Below are 16,693 nucleotides of genomic sequence, written 5' to 3'. Positions count from 1 at the left end.
CAGCAGCATCTGTACAGGTATAGATTTTTCCGCCAGCGTGTTAAAGAAGGGCAACGCGATGATCACCAGCAGCAAGGCCAGTGCCGACGCAAACAGGCATAACAGGATAGACTCGAACAAGAACTGGACCACCAGCTGGCCGCGGGGGCTGCCCAGCGTTTTGCGCATGCCCACTTCCTTCGCGCGCTTGGCGGCGCGGGCGGTGCTGAGGTTGATGAAATTGATACAGGCGATCAACAATACAAATACGGCAATGGAGCCGAAGACATAGATCGTCGCCTCGCGGCTGTTGGGCTGGATCTCATAGTCCATGTGTGAGTGCAGGTGTATATCCGTCAGGGATATAAATTCCAACGTGACGTCGTTGCGCACCAGCTCGGGAAGATACTTTTGTACGAAGGAGGGCATGGCCGCCTCCAGGTCGTGTATGGATTGGCCCTCTTTCAAGAGCAGGTAGGTCCAGCAGGGATTCCAATACCAGCTCAGGGGAAGGTGCCCTTCATAAAAGGACTTGAGCGTTTCAAAGGATACGAGGAAGTCGAATTGAAAGTGTGTGTTGGGAGGAATGTCTTTCAATACGCCGGTAATGAGCAGGTTGGTGTTGCCCTGGAGCTTCAGGTACTTTCCTACCGGATCTTCATCACCGAAATATTTGCGTGCCGCACTTTCGGTCAGTACCAGGGTATGCGTATCGTGCAGGGCCGTCTTGCGATTGCCTTTTACGAGGGGGAAGTCGAATACGTCAAAGAAGGAGGGTTCGGTAAAGAACAGGCGCGTCTCGTTGAATTCTTTTTTGTTCTTGTCGTCGGTGGTCGCCACGGCCAGGGTAGGGGACTGAAAGTTAAAGAAGCGCACCACCTGCTCGACCTGGGCATCGTAGTCGTTGAGCAGCGCTTCGCCCATGGGGAACGGTGCGCTCGCCGAGCGTTCGCCGACGCCATCGGACTGAAGTATTTCGTGTAAGCGATAAATGCGGTCCGCTTTGCTGTGCTGGCGGTCGAAGCTATACTCGTCGCGGATGTAGAGGCTGATCAGGATAAAGCAGGCGATGCCAATGCCCAACCCGAAGATGTTGAGGAAGGAATATCCTTTCTGTTTAATAAAGCCTCGTTTAAAGACGGAGAGGTAGTTGTGCAGCATCATAAGCGAGGAAGGGGAGGAGGTTCGTGAACGTTTGATATTGGACCATCGAAAGAAGCGCAGCACATTCCAGGCGAACTGGAGGTCGGCAAGGGTGCGGCTGTGCGCCTTCCGCGTGCGGAAATACATTTCATAGGCATCCCCCTGGATCTCTTCCAGCAACGCGGGATTGCAATACCACTCCAGAAAGCGGTCGGGCCATTTGGGCGGAGACGTGGGCGTCATACTTGTTCTACAAACGTGAAAGTAATAGATATGTTTCATATTTGTAGAATAAGTTGCCGGGGTCGCAAAAGTGCGGTCTTTTGAGCGAAATATTCGACCTTCGCGCCGATGCTGTATCGCTTTCCACCCACACCTACCGAAGTTCTCGGGGACATTTCGTTCCTGGCGGGAAAGCATGAAGTGTTTGCCAAGCTAAAACGTGAGCGCAAACCCGGCCAGCGGACGGTGCTCATGACCGAGCACACGCTGATCTTTGTGCTTAAAGGTGTGAAGCTGCTGCACCTGCCGGACCAGACCGTGACCGCCTCGCCCGGCGATGTGGTGCTGCTGCGAAAGGGTATCTACGTCATGGCGGAGTACATCGAAGAAGGCGTCGACTTCGAAGCCCTGATGCTATTTCTCTCCGCCAGGTTGCTACAAGGCCTCGCCCATCACGGACGAAAAGGCGACGCGCCTGCCGACGATCATTGCGTGGTATTTCCCGCTACGGGCTGGGTAGACGGTTTCAAAGAGGGCGTGTATAAATTCTTTCAGCAACGTCCTGCCCACATCGACCAGCTGTTGCCTTTAAAACAACAGGAGATATTGCTGTTGTTGCTATCCGGCCCGCACGGCGCCAAGGTGCAGGAGTTTATTTATACCGCTGCCAGCCAGGAGCCGGGCGATATCGACTTCATTGTGAGACAGTATTTACTCCAGCCGGTTACGATCGCTGAACTGGCGGCGCTCTCGAACTGCAGCCTGGCCAAGTTCAAACGCGACTTCCAGCAACGCCATCACTGTGCGCCCCGTACGTGGATCAACCGGCAACGGCTCAAACACGCCTGTATGCTGCTCGAAAACACCGACCAGCCCATTGCCGCCATCGCCGACGCTTGCGGCTTCGACAACACGTCGTACTTCATTCGTCTTTTCAAGACCGGATACGGCGCGACGCCTGCTGCGTGGCGAGCCAAAATTGTGATCGGATGAGCCATTAGGGCTAACGCGGGCACCATCGCTTCCGCGATCTTTGTCAAAAAAACACATGAAGATCTTAGTGATCGGTGGCAGTGGCACCATCGGAAGAAAAGTCGCCACCACGTTCGCCTCGCGCGGCCACGAGGTAATTGTTGCCGGCAGAACCAGTGGAGCCATCACGGTTGACATCGCACAGCATGCGTCCGTTGAAGCGATGTTTGCGCAAGTGGGCGCGATCGATGCGTGTATCTGCACCGCGGGCACAGGCTACTACGGCCCGTTCGCGGCTATGACCACGGAGATGATGATGCCGGGGATCCAAGGCAAGTTGTTAGGGCAGGTAGACCTGGTGTTGACGGGCCTGCGCTATTTGAAGCGCGGTGGCTCGTTTACGCTTACTTCGGGTATTGCTGCGCAACATCCGGCGCGCAACGGTACGTGTGTGGCGATGATCAACGGGGCGGTGAATAGCTTCGTGCTGGGCGCTGCGCAGGAAATGACGGATGAGCGCAGGGTCAATGTTGTGAGCCCGGGGCTGGTGGAGGATAGTCGCGAACGGTACGGGGCGTTTTTTCCCGGGTATAATTTAGTGCCGATGGAGAAGCTGGTGAATGCTTATATCTTAAGCGTAGAGGGCGCGGTGAATGGCAAGGTGCTGAAAGTATACTCCTAGTGGCCTTTTTTGTTGTGCCGTCAGTAATGACGGCACAACTTCCAAACATCCGGCAAGGCCCGATCGCACCGTCTCTTACTCCAGGCCCACCGGAAACTCCAGCCCCTTCAGTCCGAAGATGAGCTTGATCCGGTCACCTGGCTTGTCGGTCACGGTTCCAACCGGTACATCATACCGTATAGCCGGTTCGCTGTCGTGATCGTCAAGTACCATGATGCGCTCGACTGCCTGGATGCTGTCGTTTATATTTCCACCGAACCACAGCGGGTTTCCTTTCTGCCGCCAGGTCACCAGCCGGTATTGTTCTCCGGATCGATGGCTGCTGGCGGTATCCTGTGCGGATGCTACTGCCAGCGCATTGCCGTACAATACCGACGTTGTCTGTGCGCTGTCGTTGAATAGCGTCGTAATGATCGACATTCCGGGCTCCGCATAGATCGCTTCGGGTGCTAACACGGGCCGGTCGGAAGATCCGCATGCCTGTAATGCGATGAATGGCACGAGGAGAAGTATAGTTCTTATCGTCATCTTATTGAATATTGTAATCCGGATCTCTCTTTTGTAGGAATATCAAACACGAGCCCATTTGACGATGCCAGCTTGTGGCATTCATAACACTCGACCGCAAACGTGATGGCTTTGCCATAGGGAATCAGCTGCGGTGTACTGAACCGCGCAAAGCCCCAGCCGCCGGTCTCGCGGAATTTCTTGCTGTCGCGGATCATGAACTGTGCGTTGCTGAACTTGCCGGCGTGTACGTTGCCCAAGCTGTCAACCGGCTGTTTATCCCATACGACCTTTACGATCTTTGCGCCATCCGGCCAGGGATTGATGGTATTTTTCTCGAGGGCCTTCACGGCGATGTCGTTTCCATAGATCAGGCGCATGGTGCCGTTGTCGAACCGGTTGGTGGTGGCGATGACCTTCCAGTTCTTATAGTCGTCGAAGTAGGCGATGCCGTTGATGGACGTTGGTGTGGTCCGCGGGCTTGCAGCAGGCGAAGACGTAGCGTGTGTGGCGGGCGTTGTCGTGGCCGGCTTTGGCGGGCTGGTCAGCGCGGTGACGTATCGCTTGAGGGTATTGATCTCGTCGTCGGTTACGCGGGCTGACGGGTGTACCGCGGTGTAGCTTGGCAGGGGCATGCGGCCCTGGTCGACCATGTTGACGATATACCACAGCTTGCTGACCTGCTCGCCGCGGGAGAGGCTGTCCCACTCCGAGAAGTTTAGGTGCTCACGGGCTTCGGCTACGTCGGCGGCCACTTTCCAGGATACCGGCGCGATCTTGTCGTACCAGCGGATGTTGCTCTCGTTGGAGTGACAATCGTAGCAGGCATGCTGGAAGATGGTTGTGACGGAGTCGGGACCGGCGAACGGGCCGGTAACCGGTGGGTTGGAAATCTCAGGGCTGGTGAATTGTAACAGCAGCAGGGTGACCGCTACCAATGACCCTGCCAGGAGCAGGGTTCTGGAGCGCGAGGGTGTTGCGCGTTTCATGTCTGTGTGAGATTAGAGCGTTTCGTTCAGCAGCGCGTTGATGCCGGCTTCAAACGTGGTTTTGAACTTCGTATGATATTCTCCTGCGCCGGGACCGTAGAAGGAGGTGTGGATGTCGCGTACCACGCCGTGTTTGTCGAGGATGATGGTCGTGGGGAATGTCTTCAGGTCGGTTAGTTGCGGCAGCGTCTTTTGCGTGCGTTGCGGGTCGCTGGCGGTCGCGCCGGTGATCAGCAGCGGGTATTGTACATCGAATTTTGTCTGGAACTTGCGCAGGCTTTTTTCCGAGCGGGCCCGGTCGGTGCTGAGCTCATAGGCGAGGGCTATGATTTCTACGCCGCGATCGCGATTGCGTTTGTAGTAGTCGCTGAGGAATGCCATCTCATCCATACAGTTGGGGCACCACGAGCCCATGATCTGCACGATCACTACTTTGCCTTTGAAGCGGTTGCCGGGTAGCGACACCGTGTTGCCGTCGAGGTCCTGAAAGCTGAAGGCCAGTTTGCCGTCGTTGCCTTTCCTGACGGTGGTAACGTTGGGTGTAAGGGCTACGTTGGCATCTTTTACGGCCAGCCATGTTTCGGGGGTGTTATTGCCGTTGTAAAATTTACCCGTCATGTGATCGGGGTTGATCCTGGCGGAGAGCAGCAGGGCGTGGCTGCCGTCGAAGGTCGAGAGGAACAGCGAGTCGCCGTTGACCACGCCGTCGAGGTAGCGATAGTCGGCCGACGGTGTGAGCACCGAACCGGACAACATGTTGCCTTGCTGGGTGAACTCGCCGATGGCGTGGCGCTTCGTTTGGTTGGCACGCGTGAACTCGATCTTCCATTTTCCCTGCACCGGGCGCGCTGCTGCGTTTCCGGCCGGGAAGCGGCTGCCGCCGGCCGATGCCGTAAAGGGCATTGTCGTTTCGCCCGTTTCACTCCCCGACACCCATACGCCGCGCAGGCTCTCGCGTTGTGTGATCCGCGCTTTGAAGTAGGACTCGAATACCGGCATGCGAATGACTACGGAGTCTTGTGTGAATACGGGGTCTTCGGTTTTAACGCGTTCCGCGCCGTTCACTATATAGATGCTGGTTTTGCCGGACTGGCGAACGACTTCCAACGTGAACGGTATGCTGCGACCGTCTTTACGTTGCAGGGCGGCGCGCCAGCGGCCGGGTTTGAGGTCGGTCTGGGCGATGGCAGGAAGTGTGAAGATGAGCGTGAGCGCAAGGAATATGGTGATACGTGTCATGATCATAGGTTTTATGTGTGCTTTACAGCGTGAGCGCGTATGCGGGGCTTTACCTTCGCGCTCACACCGATATTCGCATTTTTATTATACTAATTCAATAGTGACGGCGATGTTGCCGCGGGTGGCTTTGGAGTAGGGGCAGGTTTGGTGGGCGGCTTCGATCAGTTGTACGGCAGTTTCGGTCTCGAGGCCGGGCAGGCTTACATATAATCTCGCTTGCAGAAAGAACGCATTGCTGGCAGTTCCCAGGTCTACTTCGGCGTCAACGGCCACGTCTTTCGGCAGGGCGATCTTTAAGGCGCGGGCAGCGTGGCCCATGGCACCAATAAAACAGGCAGACCAGCCGGCGGCAAATAATTGCTCGGGGTTTGTGCCGGTGCCGTTGCTGCCGGGAGGCGACAATTTGATATCCAGGTGGCCGTCATTGCTGTGGGCTGCGCCATCGCGGCCGCCGGTGGTGCGGGTCTTGCCGGTGTACAGCACGTTTTCGATGGGAACGATGTCTGAAGAGAGCGAATAATGTTTAATGGTTTCCATAATGTGTATAAGTTGAATTGTATTGTTTTAGTTCTGTTGTCGCCTTTATGGCGTCGGTGTTGCAAAGAGAACGCGCCGGCATCACCCGGGTTGATAGAATTCCCGTGAGATGGGCAAAACAGGGGGTGAGCCGGACAACGGGTTGGATCAGTCCGGCCCGCCAAAAGCCTGTCCGGCTGGCGGCGGTTACGGTCCGTTTCACCCTCGATCTGGCCGGATTCGGGTCGAAGGGTTGTTGAATAATGATGCGCTGCACGTATTTTTACTCCCCGCAGTCCCCCGACATGAATACAAAGTCTTTTATGATATCGCACAAAGTCATCTGGCTCAGCTCCATCTGCCTGGGCATCCTGACGTCTGTGCCCAAATTTGCCGAGCATCATTTTAATCCGTATGAGGCGCTCGTCAACGCCGTCATTACGGCGCTGTTTGCCATCTTTATCTGGTATTACAACCTCGCGACCATGCCGGCGTATTCGTCGCGCGATGTAGCGCAGGGTTTCTCGCCTTTGCGGCTGATCAAAAGCCTGGGGGTGGGCATGGTGGTGATGTTCCTGCTGGCATGCGCCCAGCAATATTTACTGTCGCACCTGCACTTTGGTTCCATGATGCTGATGATCGAGATCCGCGGCATCCTGGTCAACCTGACCTTCTACATGTTCCTGCACATGGTCCAGCAAAGCTATCAGAACCAGCAAGTAGGCATCGAGTTGGAGCGCATCAAAATGGACAATCTCAGTGCCCAGTACGAGCTGTTGCGCCAGCAGGTAAACCCGCACTTCCTGTTCAACAGCCTCCATACCTTAAAGTATATGGTGGAAACCGGCGACCAGCATGCCGGCGATTTTATCCTGAAACTGTCGGATTTTTACCGCTTCACGCTGGAGAACCGTAAGCTGGACCTCATCCGCCTGTCGGAAGAGCTGGAAATACTCCAGGCGTATATGTTCCTGCTCAAGGCCCGCTTCGAGGAAGGCATTGACCTGACGCTCAACATCGAGGACGCGCATCGCGGATCGCTTGTGCCGCCGTTCACACTTCAGCTGCTGGTGGAGAACTGCATTAAACACAACGTTGTGTCGCTGGACAAGCCGCTGCAGATCAGACTCTACTCGGAGGGTAACTGGCTGGTGGTCGAGAACGGCGTGCAGCGGAAGCGCAGCCCCGAATCATCTACCGGCATGGGCCTCGAGAACATCAACCAGCGGTATCTGCACCTGTTGGATCAAAAAATTGAGATACAGGCCACCGATACCATCTTTCGAATCAAACTTCCTGTCGTGCATGAAAATCCTCATCGTTGAAGACGAGCTCAAGGCGGCCAAATCCCTGGCTACGCTGATCGCCGCCCTCCGCCCTGCCGCCACCATTGTCGCGCAGATACAAAGCGTCGAGCGTGCCATCGATTACCTCACGCAGCATCCGCAACCGGACCTGATCTTCATGGACATCCAGCTCGCCGACGGGTTGTGCTTCGAGATCTTCAAAGCCGTGCGTGTACAATGTCCCGTCGTCTTTTGTACCGCCTTCGGCGAATATACCATGGACGCCATCAAAGCCAACGGCATCGACTATCTGTTGAAGCCTTTTTCCCGCCAGGATCTTCAAACGGCTTTCGAGAAGGTTGAGAACTTCCGCAATTTCTTTCAACAGCATGGACAGCAGCTCGACCTGGAGGGTTTGTTGAAAAAGATCGGTGTGGAGGAAGGGAAGAAGAGCTTTTTAGTTTTTAAAAGCAATAAATATACTACTGTGCAGACGGACCAGGTCGCCTTCATCTATATCCGCAACGAGCTGTCCACCCTTGCCACGTTTCAAGGGCAGGAGTATACGATCGATCAGTCGCTTGACCAACTGCAGGCATCGCTGTCGGCGAAGCAGTTTTACAGGTTGAACCGGCAGTACCTGGTGAACTTCAGTGCGATCAAGGAAGTAGAGCATTACTTTTCGCGGAAGCTGTTTGTGAAATTGGCAGTCCCCACGCCCGATAAGCTGCTGATCGGGAAAGAGAAGACGAGTGGTTTTCTGGCGTGGCTGGAAAATCGGTAGCCACTGATCCCGGCATAGCTCTTTTCAAACGATTGAACCTGGTATTTTTCGTGCAAATTGACGTACTTCCACAGGTTGCTATTCCAGTTAAACTGACATCACCGTGGTGCGTCGCCGAAAAACGATTTTTGGATCTCTGGTTTTGTTGTGCTTGTTGCTGCCGGCGTGGTGGGCACAGGCACAACCGTCTTTCGACTTCCGTCACATCGGCCGCAGCGAAGGCCTCTCGCAAAGTAACGTCACGTGTATCGTACAAGATTACAAGGGCTTTATGTGGTTCGGGACGCGCGATGGATTGAACCTGTATGACGGCTACACGATCACCGTCTACCGCCACGATCCCGCCAACCCGCGCAGTCTCTCGCACAACTATATCCGCACACTATACGAAGATGACAAACACCGCCTGTGGATCGGCACCGACGAGGGACTGAACCTATACCAGCGCGCTACCGACGATTTTACCACGTTCTTACCCGACCCCAAAAGCCCCACGAGCATCAGCTCGGGTAACATACGTGCCATCCTGCAAGACAGACATCATCGCCTCTGGATCGGCACCGGCGGTGGCGGGTTGAACCGGTTTGATCCCGAACAAAATACTTTCCATGCCTATCGCCACGATGTGCACAACGCCCACTCTCTCAGCAGCGATCAGATCGAGGATATGCTCGAAGACCCCAGCGGGGCTCTATGGGTTGCGACGTGGAATGCCGGTCTGAATAAGTTTACTGCGGCGACGGGGATCTTTGATCGCTATACACATCAGGCAAGCGACCCGCATTCCCTGACTTCAGACAAGCTCAAGAAACTTTATCTCGACCACCATCAGGACCTCTGGATCGGCACCACGGAAGGCGGCCTGAACCGTTATGACCGCAGTACCCATACGTTCGCTGCCTTTCGCGCGACGGCATCGATGCCCGGTCTCAACAACAACGACGTGCTGTCGATCGTCGAAGACACGCGCGGCAACCTGTGGGTAGGCACGCAGAACGGCGGCATCAATATACTCGACCCCACACGCCGCAACGTAACCTATATACCGGAAGGGTCTGATGCCGAAGATCTGAACAACGGCTCCATCTATTCCCTCTACCGCGACCGTCAGGGCGACATCTGGGTGGGCACCTTCAGTGGCGGCGTAAACTACTACAACAGCCTGCCGCCGCGGTTCCACCACGTGCCGGCCGGCAATATCCTGTCGGTATATGAAGATCCCCGCGGTACGCTATACCTTGGCACGGACGGCGACGGCCTGACGATCTGCGCTCCAGGGCAACAGCCCGAGCACCTGCGTCATCGCCCAGGGGACAAGCAGAGCCTTGGCAGCAACTACCCGTTGTGCCTGTTCGAAGACCGTACGGGCGCGTTATGGGCCGGGTGTTTTTACGGTAAAGCGTCCAGGCTCCAACCCCACGCACGCACGTTCTACACGCCGCCTTTCGGGATCGATGCCAAGCATGTGGCCGTGATCGAAGGGGATACGATCACCGGTACACTGTGGATGGGTACCTGGGGAGAAGGCCTGGTGGTATATGATCCGCACGCCGGCACGTGGAAACAATACCTGCCCGAACCCGGTAACGATAAAAGCATCAGCCATACCCTCATTTTCGCCATTTACCAGGATCGCCGCGGCGACCTCTGGGTCGGCACGGAAGGCGGTGGTCTGAACCGCTACAACCGGGCGACCGATGATTTCACGCGGTTTGTATACAGCCGGCCGCAACCGGGAAGCCTGGGCAACAACATTGTCAACGTGATCCATGAAGACGCGCGTGGCAACTTATGGGTAGGCACGCAAGGCGGTCTTAACCGCCTGGAGCGCGCTACCGGTGTATTTGAAAACTATACCTCGCGTGACGGACTGGCCAGCGATGTCGTGCAGTCGATCGAGGAGGATGGCCACGGTCGCTTGTGGCTGGGCACCAATAAGGGAATCTCACGATTCGATCCGGATACCAAAGCGTTTCGCAACTATGAAGTAGCCGAGGGTACGCAGCACAATGCTTTTAACCGGCAGTCGTCGTGTAAGAACCGGAACGGCACGTTATACTTCGGGGGGATCAACGGTCTCAGCTATTTCCATCCCGATAGCCTGACCGATAGCGCGGTGCAGCCGCCGGTATATTTTACGGAACTACAGATCTTCAATAAGCCCGTTAGCTTTCGTGAAAAGGACGGCCCGCTGGCACAGCCGTTGCCCGAGGCACGTGTGGTAACGTTGTCGTACAGCCAATCTGTTTTTTCATTCGAGTTTGTTGCGCTCGACTATACGGCGCCCGGTAAAAATCAATATGCGTATAGGCTGGAAGGGTTTGATCAAGACTGGAACGAGACCGGCACGCAGCGCAAGGCTACTTATACCAACCTCGATCCGGGTGAATATACGCTACACGTAAAGGCCACCAACAGCGACGGCATTTGGAATACCCCGGGCCATTCGATCCGCATTGTTATTACCCCGCCGTTCTGGCAAACGTGGTGGGCGCGGGCAGTCTATATATTGCTGCTGGCAGGGGCGATCTTTGCCTTGCGCCTGATCATCCTGCAACGCATGCGCGTACGCAACCAGTTGGAGATGGATCAGATCAAGTTGCGCTTTTATGCCAACATCTCGCACGAGTTCCGCACGCCGCTCACGCTTATGCTGGGGCCGCTCAGCCAGGTGATCGCCACAACGGAAGAGGGCTCGCGCAACCTGCCGTTGCTGCGGTTGGTGCAGAAAAACAGCCAGCACCTGCTCAAGCTGATCAACCAGCTGATGCATATCTATAAGCTCGATGCGGGTTTTATGAAGCTGGCCGTTGCCCCGGGTGACCCTGGTGCTTTCGTCCGCAGCCTCTGCGAGGCCTTTCAATTCGATGCCGGGAAACGGAATATCCAATTCACCGTGATCGTTCCGGCAACGCACAAAGAATATTGGTTCGATGCCGACAAACTGGAAAAGATCCTGCTCAACGTGCTTTCCAATGCCTTTAAACATACTCCCGATCGCGGATGCATAACGTTGCGCCTGACGGCGACGGAGGCTCCCGCCGATCTGCCCATCACGCTGCAAGCGCGGCGCGGTCATGCCTATGCGCATATTACGGTAACGAATAGCGGCAGTACGGTGCCCGAGCATTATCGTGAAAAGATCTTCGATCCGTTCTTCCGCATTGAACACGATCAGCATGCCACGCCGGGCACAGGCCTGGGGCTTTCGCTGGCCCGGCAGCTGGCCCGTTTGCACAAAGGCGACATTGTGCTCGACCGTGCGAGCGGCGACGGCACAACCTTCGCGGTATGGCTACCCGTCGATGCTGCGGCGTTCGCACACCACGAGCATGCACCGCACGATCACCCGGCCGCGCCACCGGCCCCGGTCGCGCCCCGGGAAGTGTCACTGCCGGCTATACTTTCCGCAGGCGACGGCACACGCCCGGTGCTACTGGTTGTAGAAGACAACCCGGACATCCGCCAGTTTATCCGCCTGCATTTTGAGAGCACTTTCCAGGTTGTGGAGGCACACCACGGCGAAGAGGGTCTGATACAGGCACGCAACCTGTTGCCCGATATTATCCTGACCGACGTCATGATGCCGGTCATGGATGGTGTTACGCTCTGTGCGCGGGTCAAGAACGATATGCTGACGAGCCACATTCCGGTGGTGCTGCTCACGGCGCGCGGTGATGAAGCCTTGCAGCTGCGTGCGTTCCGCGAAGCGCTGGCCGACGACTATATCGTCAAGCCTTTCCAGCCGCAGGTGTTGCTGGCCAAGCTCGCCAACATCCTGGCCTTGCGCGAAAATCAAAAGCGCAAGTACTACCGCGACTTCATCACCCACCCTACGCCGCCGGTACCAGCCACCCTGGACGACAACTTCCTGCAAAGGGCTGTGGCCGTTGTCGAGCGACACATGGACAACCCCGACTTCGACATCGAAAAATTCTGTCGTGAGCTTGCGCTCAGCCAGACCAACCTGTACCGCAAACTGCACAGCTTGCTGGGGGTGTCGGGCAACCAGTTTATCCGCGACCTTCGCCTGAAGCGGGCGGAGCAGCTGCTCGCGACGGGGCGGTATGCCGTGCATGAGATCGCTGCCCAGGTGGGGTTTGCGGATGCGAAGTATTTCAGCAAAGCCTTCAAGAAACAGTTCGGTGTATTGCCCTCGGCGTACCGCAACACGGAGCCGCGAGTACCTACTTCCGCAGAAATGCAGTAGCGGCGTTGTTTGGAAGGTTTTTCCTCCTTTAATACCGGTTTTTCCTCCTGTCGCGGCGGCGTGCCGCCTTACTTTTAATGAGTCGCCGCGGCCGCCTGTATCACCGCCGCCGGCGCTATGATCCTTTTTGTTCAACCAAATCTTCTGTACGATGACCAGACGACTGTACAAACTTTATGTATGCCTGTTTGCGCTTGCCCTACTCGCAAGCGCGGGAAGTGCCCAGGCGCAAAAGCCCTGGCTGCATGTGGATGGCAACCAGATCAAGGACCCCGCCGGAAACCCTGTTACGTTGCGGGGTGTGTCGGTGTTGCCGAGCGAGCACCACAACGAGTGTACCACCTGTAATAACAAACCGATGAGCGAAATGATCGCCTGGCAGGCCGACGGCAGCCGCGGTTGGTACTCGCGGGTGTTGCGCTTGCCGGTGACGACGGCGAAAGTAAAAGACCCCGCCACGAGTTTTGCCACGCACATCGACCCGTATGTGCAACAAGCGATCGCCCTGAACCAATACGTCATTGTCGACTTGCACCTGGTCAGCAATTACGACGTCAACGGCTCGGGTGGTGTCAAGCAACAGTTCGTGATGGACTTCTGGAAGTACGTGGCGCCGCGGTATGCCAATACCCCCAACGTGATCTTCGAAATCTTTAACGAGCCCGTGAATCCCGACAACTGGACGTCGTGGAAGAATTATATCCAACCGGTGATCGACAGCATCCGCGCGGTGGCGCCCAACAACCTGATCCTGGTGGGCAGCCCGCAGTGGAGCACGCGTGTGAACAGCGCCGTGACGAGCCCGCTTACCGGGGGCAACCTGGTATATGTATACCATATCTATCCCAACCAGGGTGCGGCGTCGGCGGCCAATCTGAATGCCAAGTTTGGCAACGCGGCCAATACCATTCCCGTGATGCTGACGGAATTTGGCTGGAACCAGGACCCCAACTACTCCGACGGCGTGACGTTTGGTACGACGGGCGGCTGGGGCACACCCTTTCGGAATTATATCGACGCGCATCCGTGGATCAGCTGGCAGGGCTGGATCTTCGATAATTTCTGGAAGCCTCAGTACTTTGACTGGAACTGGAACCTGATGTCGGGTGAGAACCAGGGGCGCTTTATGCAGAACTGGCTTTTTGAATTACAAAACCACAACCAGCCGGGCGGTGCCGGTGGCATCGGCACACAAACGCCTTATGCTGCACACACCATCCCCGGTCGCATACAAACCGAAGACTTTGACATCGGCGCACAAGACGTTGCTTACCACGACACCGATCTCGGCAACAACGGCAACACGTACCGCAGCACCGACGTTGACCTCGGCACCACCACGGATGTGGGCGGTGGCTATGTCGTGGGATATACGGTGAATGGCGAGTGGCTGGAGTATACGGTCGGCTCGGTCGCCGCCGGTAACTATACCATCGGCATCCGCTCCGCCAGCGCCAGCGGCAACGCCGGCAAACTGATCACGGTGAAGCTGGACGGTGTAACACTCGGCACCGTCATCCCGAACAACACCGGTGCCTGGGAAACCTGGGAGACGCTGTCGTTGAATAACATCAGCATTGCCGGGGGCAGCAATAAAGTGCTGCGACTGGAAATTTCCGGCGGCAGCTTTAACCTCAATTACATCGAGTTCACACCGGCAGGCCAGGTGTCGACGGTATACGAAGCGGAAACGACGAGCCGGTGGTCCAGCGGTGCTTCGAACACGGTGGTTGCGCAGGCGCAGGCCAGTGGCGGGAACCTGGTGCGTGTGTCGGCGGACGGTGCAGGGGATTTTGTGGAGTATACGTATACCCACTCGGGTGTGAAGAATTACGATGTATACCTGGGCTTTCGCGCAGGCCCCGACCAGGGGACTTGCCAGGTATATAAAGACGGCGCGGCGTATGGACCGGTGTTCGATCTGTATAGCCCTACGACGGTATATAAGGAAGTGATGGTGGCAAACCTGACGTTTTATACCGGCCAGCAAAAGGTGCGCTTTACGGTGGCGGGGAAGAACGCAGCGAGTACGGGATACCAGTTTACGCACGATTACGTGAAGCTGGTGGATCATGCTACGACGCTTGGTGCTGCGAGTGCGCTTCGGGTATCTGGTGCGTCGGCGATCCAGGTGTATCCGAATCCGGCTACGACGACGCTGACGGTGAAGGGCGTGCCGGAGGGAGCGGAGGTTACGATCCGGGATGCCACGGGGAACCTGCGGTTGTCGCAGAAATCAGCGGTGGGTGAGACGGCGATTGATATTCAGCGGTTACGGCCGGGGTTGCATATACTGCGTGTGGTGTTTGGGGGGGAGATATTTACGTATACGTTTTTGAAGGAGTGATGTGTGATCTACTGTGTGAGTAGTGATGGTAGCTGATGGCTGTTGCTTGTGGGGCTCGAAAACAATTTGTGGGGTGGCCGGGGTCGGAGACCCCTTCCATTCGTGCACGAAATAGTGCTGGGCACAAGTCTCCGCTTTGCTCAGACTCGCGCCAGCTGCGGATGTGTGCAGGGGGCTACGCCCCTACTACCCCTTTGGTGATAAAAGTCTCCGGCCCCTGCGCGCAGGTTGCTTTACGGCAGTGCTTTCGTGTCAGCCCGTCGATGGAGAGTCGACGGGCTTTTTTTTAGAACCAGCTCTTTGTGTCGGGCATGGTGAACGGTTCAAGGAAGAATGTGTTGAGCAATTCCAAAAACAGTTCGCGTTTCTCCCACGAGCCGCCGTGGGTGGAGCCGGGGAGTATGCAGAGCTGGGAGTTGGGTATAGATTGAAAGATCTTCAGGGTGTGCTCGGGGCGGATGATGTCGCGGTCGCCGGCCATGACCAGCACGGGGGCTTTGATGGTTTTGAGGCGTTCGTAGGAAATGTGGGGGTAATCCAGCATCAGTTTATTAAGCTTCTTTTCGTGCGGGGTGCCGTCGCGGTAGGCTTTTTCGATCGCCTGGATGCCCCAGTAGAATATAGCGGAGCTGTCGGGTTGTACGTTGGAGCCGTAGGCGAGGACGCGCTTGACCTTGCGCGGATGGTCCATGGCCAGGATGAGGCCGAGGATGGCACCGTCGCTTTGTCCCCAGATAAAGGTAGAGTCGATCTGCAGTTGATCGAGCAGCGCGTTGACGTCGGCGGCCATTTGCTCGTAGGTGAGGGGGGCGTCGGTATCGGTGGATTTTCCGTGCGCGCGGCTATCAACGGCGATGACTTTGTATTTTTTGATCAGCTCCGGGTAATGCGGGGTAACGTTGGAGATGGAACCGCCGTTGCCGTGGAGCACCACGAGCGGAGCGCCGCTGCCATATACTTCGTAGTATAATTTGATGCCGTTGATGTCGGCATATTTACCGGCCTTGGGATTTGAACCATAGTTGGGTACGTCTTTGGCCGTGATGACAATTGCCTGCCTGCCTTTGCGCCCCTGTGTGGGCGTGACGGCCTGGTTATAGAGTGCGTTTACACCCTGGTTGCCGTCGCCGATGCCGGGCTTTAACAGCGGGTCCTTGTCTTCGAAGTTGTTCTGATAGATGGTGCGCCACTTGTTACGGCCCGATTCGACGGACACCTGGAAGTCGTCGAAGTAAAAGGTGCCGTTGTATTGAACGATCAGGCCGGCCAGCAGGGTGTCGGCGTCGGGGTCGAAGGTGCCTTCGAGGAAATATGATTTCCACTCGCTGGCGCGCATGGGGTTATCGTTGTCGATCTTAAAGAAGCCGTATTGGTCGTTGGTACGGTGTACACGTGCCCAGAGGGCTCCGCTGGCGTCGTCTTCCACGCCTTGGATCAATGCCGATACTTGCACGCGAAATTTCTTGCCGGCATAGGCCTTTACGGGCACCGCCTGTACGTACGAGCCCCAATTCTCCTGGGCTTGTACGGCGGGAGAGAATAGGATGGTGAGGCTTAGCAGTAAAATGGATAATCCTGGGTGTTTCATACAATAGGTTTTCCGCAAGGTACGGAGAACTGATCATCTGGGAAATAATGCTCTGGAGTACCAGTGATGGCAGGTGATGGCTGCTGCCTGTGGGGCTCGAAAACAATTTGTGGGGCGGCCGGGGGTCGGAGACCCCCTCCATTATGTGCACGAACATGCTGGGCACAAGTCTCCGCCCCGGGACGGGGCTGAGACTCGCGCCAGGGGCTGAGGGGTGTAGGGGCCTGTG

General features: G+C 56.4%; 12 protein-coding genes. 6 read left to right on the top strand and 6 right to left on the bottom strand.

All coding sequences use genetic code 11. From position 1 onward, the window contains the following. Positions 1–1,365 (bottom strand): ABC transporter permease (locus KK078_RS29305; protein ID WP_254094397.1); only part of this gene is annotated, 1,365 nt, incomplete at its 3' end. A gap of 108 nt (positions 1,366–1,473) precedes the next feature. Here KK078_RS29305 and KK078_RS29300 point away from each other — a divergent pair. Continuing rightward, positions 1,474–2,337: a helix-turn-helix domain-containing protein gene (locus tag KK078_RS29300; RefSeq protein WP_254094395.1), complete on the top strand. Its 864-nt coding sequence runs from the start codon at positions 1,474–1,476 to the stop codon at positions 2,335–2,337. A gap of 55 nt (positions 2,338–2,392) precedes the next feature. Then, positions 2,393–2,998 carry a short chain dehydrogenase gene (locus KK078_RS29295; protein ID WP_254094393.1) on the top strand — a complete coding sequence of 202 codons (606 nt, stop codon included), beginning with the start codon at positions 2,393–2,395 and terminating at the stop codon, positions 2,996–2,998. 75 nt (positions 2,999–3,073) lie between these two features. Here the strand turns inward: KK078_RS29295 and KK078_RS29290 are convergent, their stop codons facing one another. From KK078_RS29290 to KK078_RS29275, 4 genes are all read right to left on the bottom strand, one after another. Next, positions 3,074–3,526 carry a hypothetical protein gene (locus tag KK078_RS29290; protein WP_254094391.1) on the bottom strand — a complete coding sequence of 151 codons (453 nt, stop codon included), beginning with the start codon at positions 3,524–3,526 and terminating at the stop codon, positions 3,074–3,076. Beyond that, entirely contained in the window at positions 3,523–4,494 is a 972-nt protein-coding gene (locus KK078_RS29285; RefSeq protein ID WP_254094389.1) for a heme-binding domain-containing protein, read from the bottom strand. Before KK078_RS29285 ends, KK078_RS29290 begins: the two co-directional genes overlap by 4 nt. 12 nt (positions 4,495–4,506) lie before the next feature. Beyond that, positions 4,507–5,733 carry a peroxiredoxin family protein gene (locus KK078_RS29280; RefSeq protein WP_254094387.1) on the bottom strand — a complete coding sequence of 409 codons (1,227 nt, stop codon included), beginning with the start codon at positions 5,731–5,733 and terminating at the stop codon, positions 4,507–4,509. An 84-nt stretch (positions 5,734–5,817) separates the two neighbouring features. Further along, on the bottom strand, positions 5,818–6,270 hold the full coding sequence (locus KK078_RS29275) for an organic hydroperoxide resistance protein (RefSeq protein ID WP_254094385.1): 453 nt from the start codon (positions 6,268–6,270) through the stop codon (positions 5,818–5,820). Between the two features lie 302 nt (positions 6,271–6,572). Here KK078_RS29275 and KK078_RS29270 point away from each other — a divergent pair, with 302 nt between their 5' ends. From KK078_RS29270 to KK078_RS29255, 4 genes are all read left to right on the top strand, one after another. Further along, complete coding sequence (locus KK078_RS29270; RefSeq protein WP_254094383.1) at positions 6,573–7,574, top strand: sensor histidine kinase; 1,002 nt, start codon at positions 6,573–6,575, stop codon at positions 7,572–7,574. Further along, the gene (locus KK078_RS29265) at positions 7,555–8,319 is read left to right on the top strand and encodes a LytR/AlgR family response regulator transcription factor (RefSeq protein ID WP_254094381.1); all 765 of its coding nucleotides are present in this window, start codon (positions 7,555–7,557) and stop codon (positions 8,317–8,319) included. The genes KK078_RS29270 and KK078_RS29265 overlap by 20 nt, the downstream gene beginning before the upstream one ends. 103 nt (positions 8,320–8,422) lie before the next feature. Beyond that, a complete protein-coding gene (locus KK078_RS29260) occupies positions 8,423–12,529 on the top strand; it encodes a two-component regulator propeller domain-containing protein (protein ID WP_254094378.1) in 4,107 nt (1,368 codons plus the stop codon). A gap of 151 nt (positions 12,530–12,680) precedes the next feature. Beyond that, positions 12,681–14,876: a cellulase family glycosylhydrolase gene (locus tag KK078_RS29255; RefSeq protein ID WP_254094376.1), complete on the top strand. Its 2,196-nt coding sequence runs from the start codon at positions 12,681–12,683 to the stop codon at positions 14,874–14,876. Between the two features lie 286 nt (positions 14,877–15,162). On the opposite strand, the gene KK078_RS29250 is transcribed toward KK078_RS29255, so the two are convergent. Continuing rightward, on the bottom strand, positions 15,163–16,464 hold the full coding sequence (locus KK078_RS29250) for an alpha/beta fold hydrolase (RefSeq protein WP_254094374.1): 1,302 nt from the start codon (positions 16,462–16,464) through the stop codon (positions 15,163–15,165). Positions 16,465–16,693 lie beyond the last annotated feature (229 nt).

It is taken from the genome of Dawidia soli (assembly GCF_018598185.1).
In the GTDB taxonomy this organism is placed as follows: Bacteria; Bacteroidota; Bacteroidia; order Cytophagales; family Cyclobacteriaceae; genus Ohtaekwangia; species Ohtaekwangia soli.
The sequence above is the reverse complement of the archived record's forward strand: the minus strand, read 5'-3'. Positions and strand labels throughout refer to the sequence as shown.

Excerpts from the sequence above, each read along its gene's own strand:
- KK078_RS29300 (WP_254094395.1), top strand. The coding sequence starts at position 1,474 with ATGCTGTATCGCTTTCCACCCACACCTACCGAAGTTCTCGGGGACATT.
- KK078_RS29285 (WP_254094389.1), bottom strand. The coding sequence starts at position 4,494 with ATGAAACGCGCAACACCCTCGCGCTCCAGAACCCTGCTCCTGGCAGGG.
- KK078_RS29255 (WP_254094376.1), top strand. The coding sequence starts at position 12,681 with ATGACCAGACGACTGTACAAACTTTATGTATGCCTGTTTGCGCTTGCC.
- KK078_RS29265 (WP_254094381.1), top strand. The coding sequence starts at position 7,555 with ATGAAAATCCTCATCGTTGAAGACGAGCTCAAGGCGGCCAAATCCCTG.
- KK078_RS29275 (WP_254094385.1), bottom strand. The coding sequence starts at position 6,270 with ATGGAAACCATTAAACATTATTCGCTCTCTTCAGACATCGTTCCCATC.
- KK078_RS29250 (WP_254094374.1), bottom strand. The coding sequence starts at position 16,464 with ATGAAACACCCAGGATTATCCATTTTACTGCTAAGCCTCACCATCCTA.
- KK078_RS29290 (WP_254094391.1), bottom strand. The coding sequence starts at position 3,526 with ATGACGATAAGAACTATACTTCTCCTCGTGCCATTCATCGCATTACAG.
- KK078_RS29295 (WP_254094393.1), top strand. The coding sequence starts at position 2,393 with ATGAAGATCTTAGTGATCGGTGGCAGTGGCACCATCGGAAGAAAAGTC.
- KK078_RS29270 (WP_254094383.1), top strand. The coding sequence starts at position 6,573 with ATGATATCGCACAAAGTCATCTGGCTCAGCTCCATCTGCCTGGGCATC.
- KK078_RS29280 (WP_254094387.1), bottom strand. The coding sequence starts at position 5,733 with ATGACACGTATCACCATATTCCTTGCGCTCACGCTCATCTTCACACTT.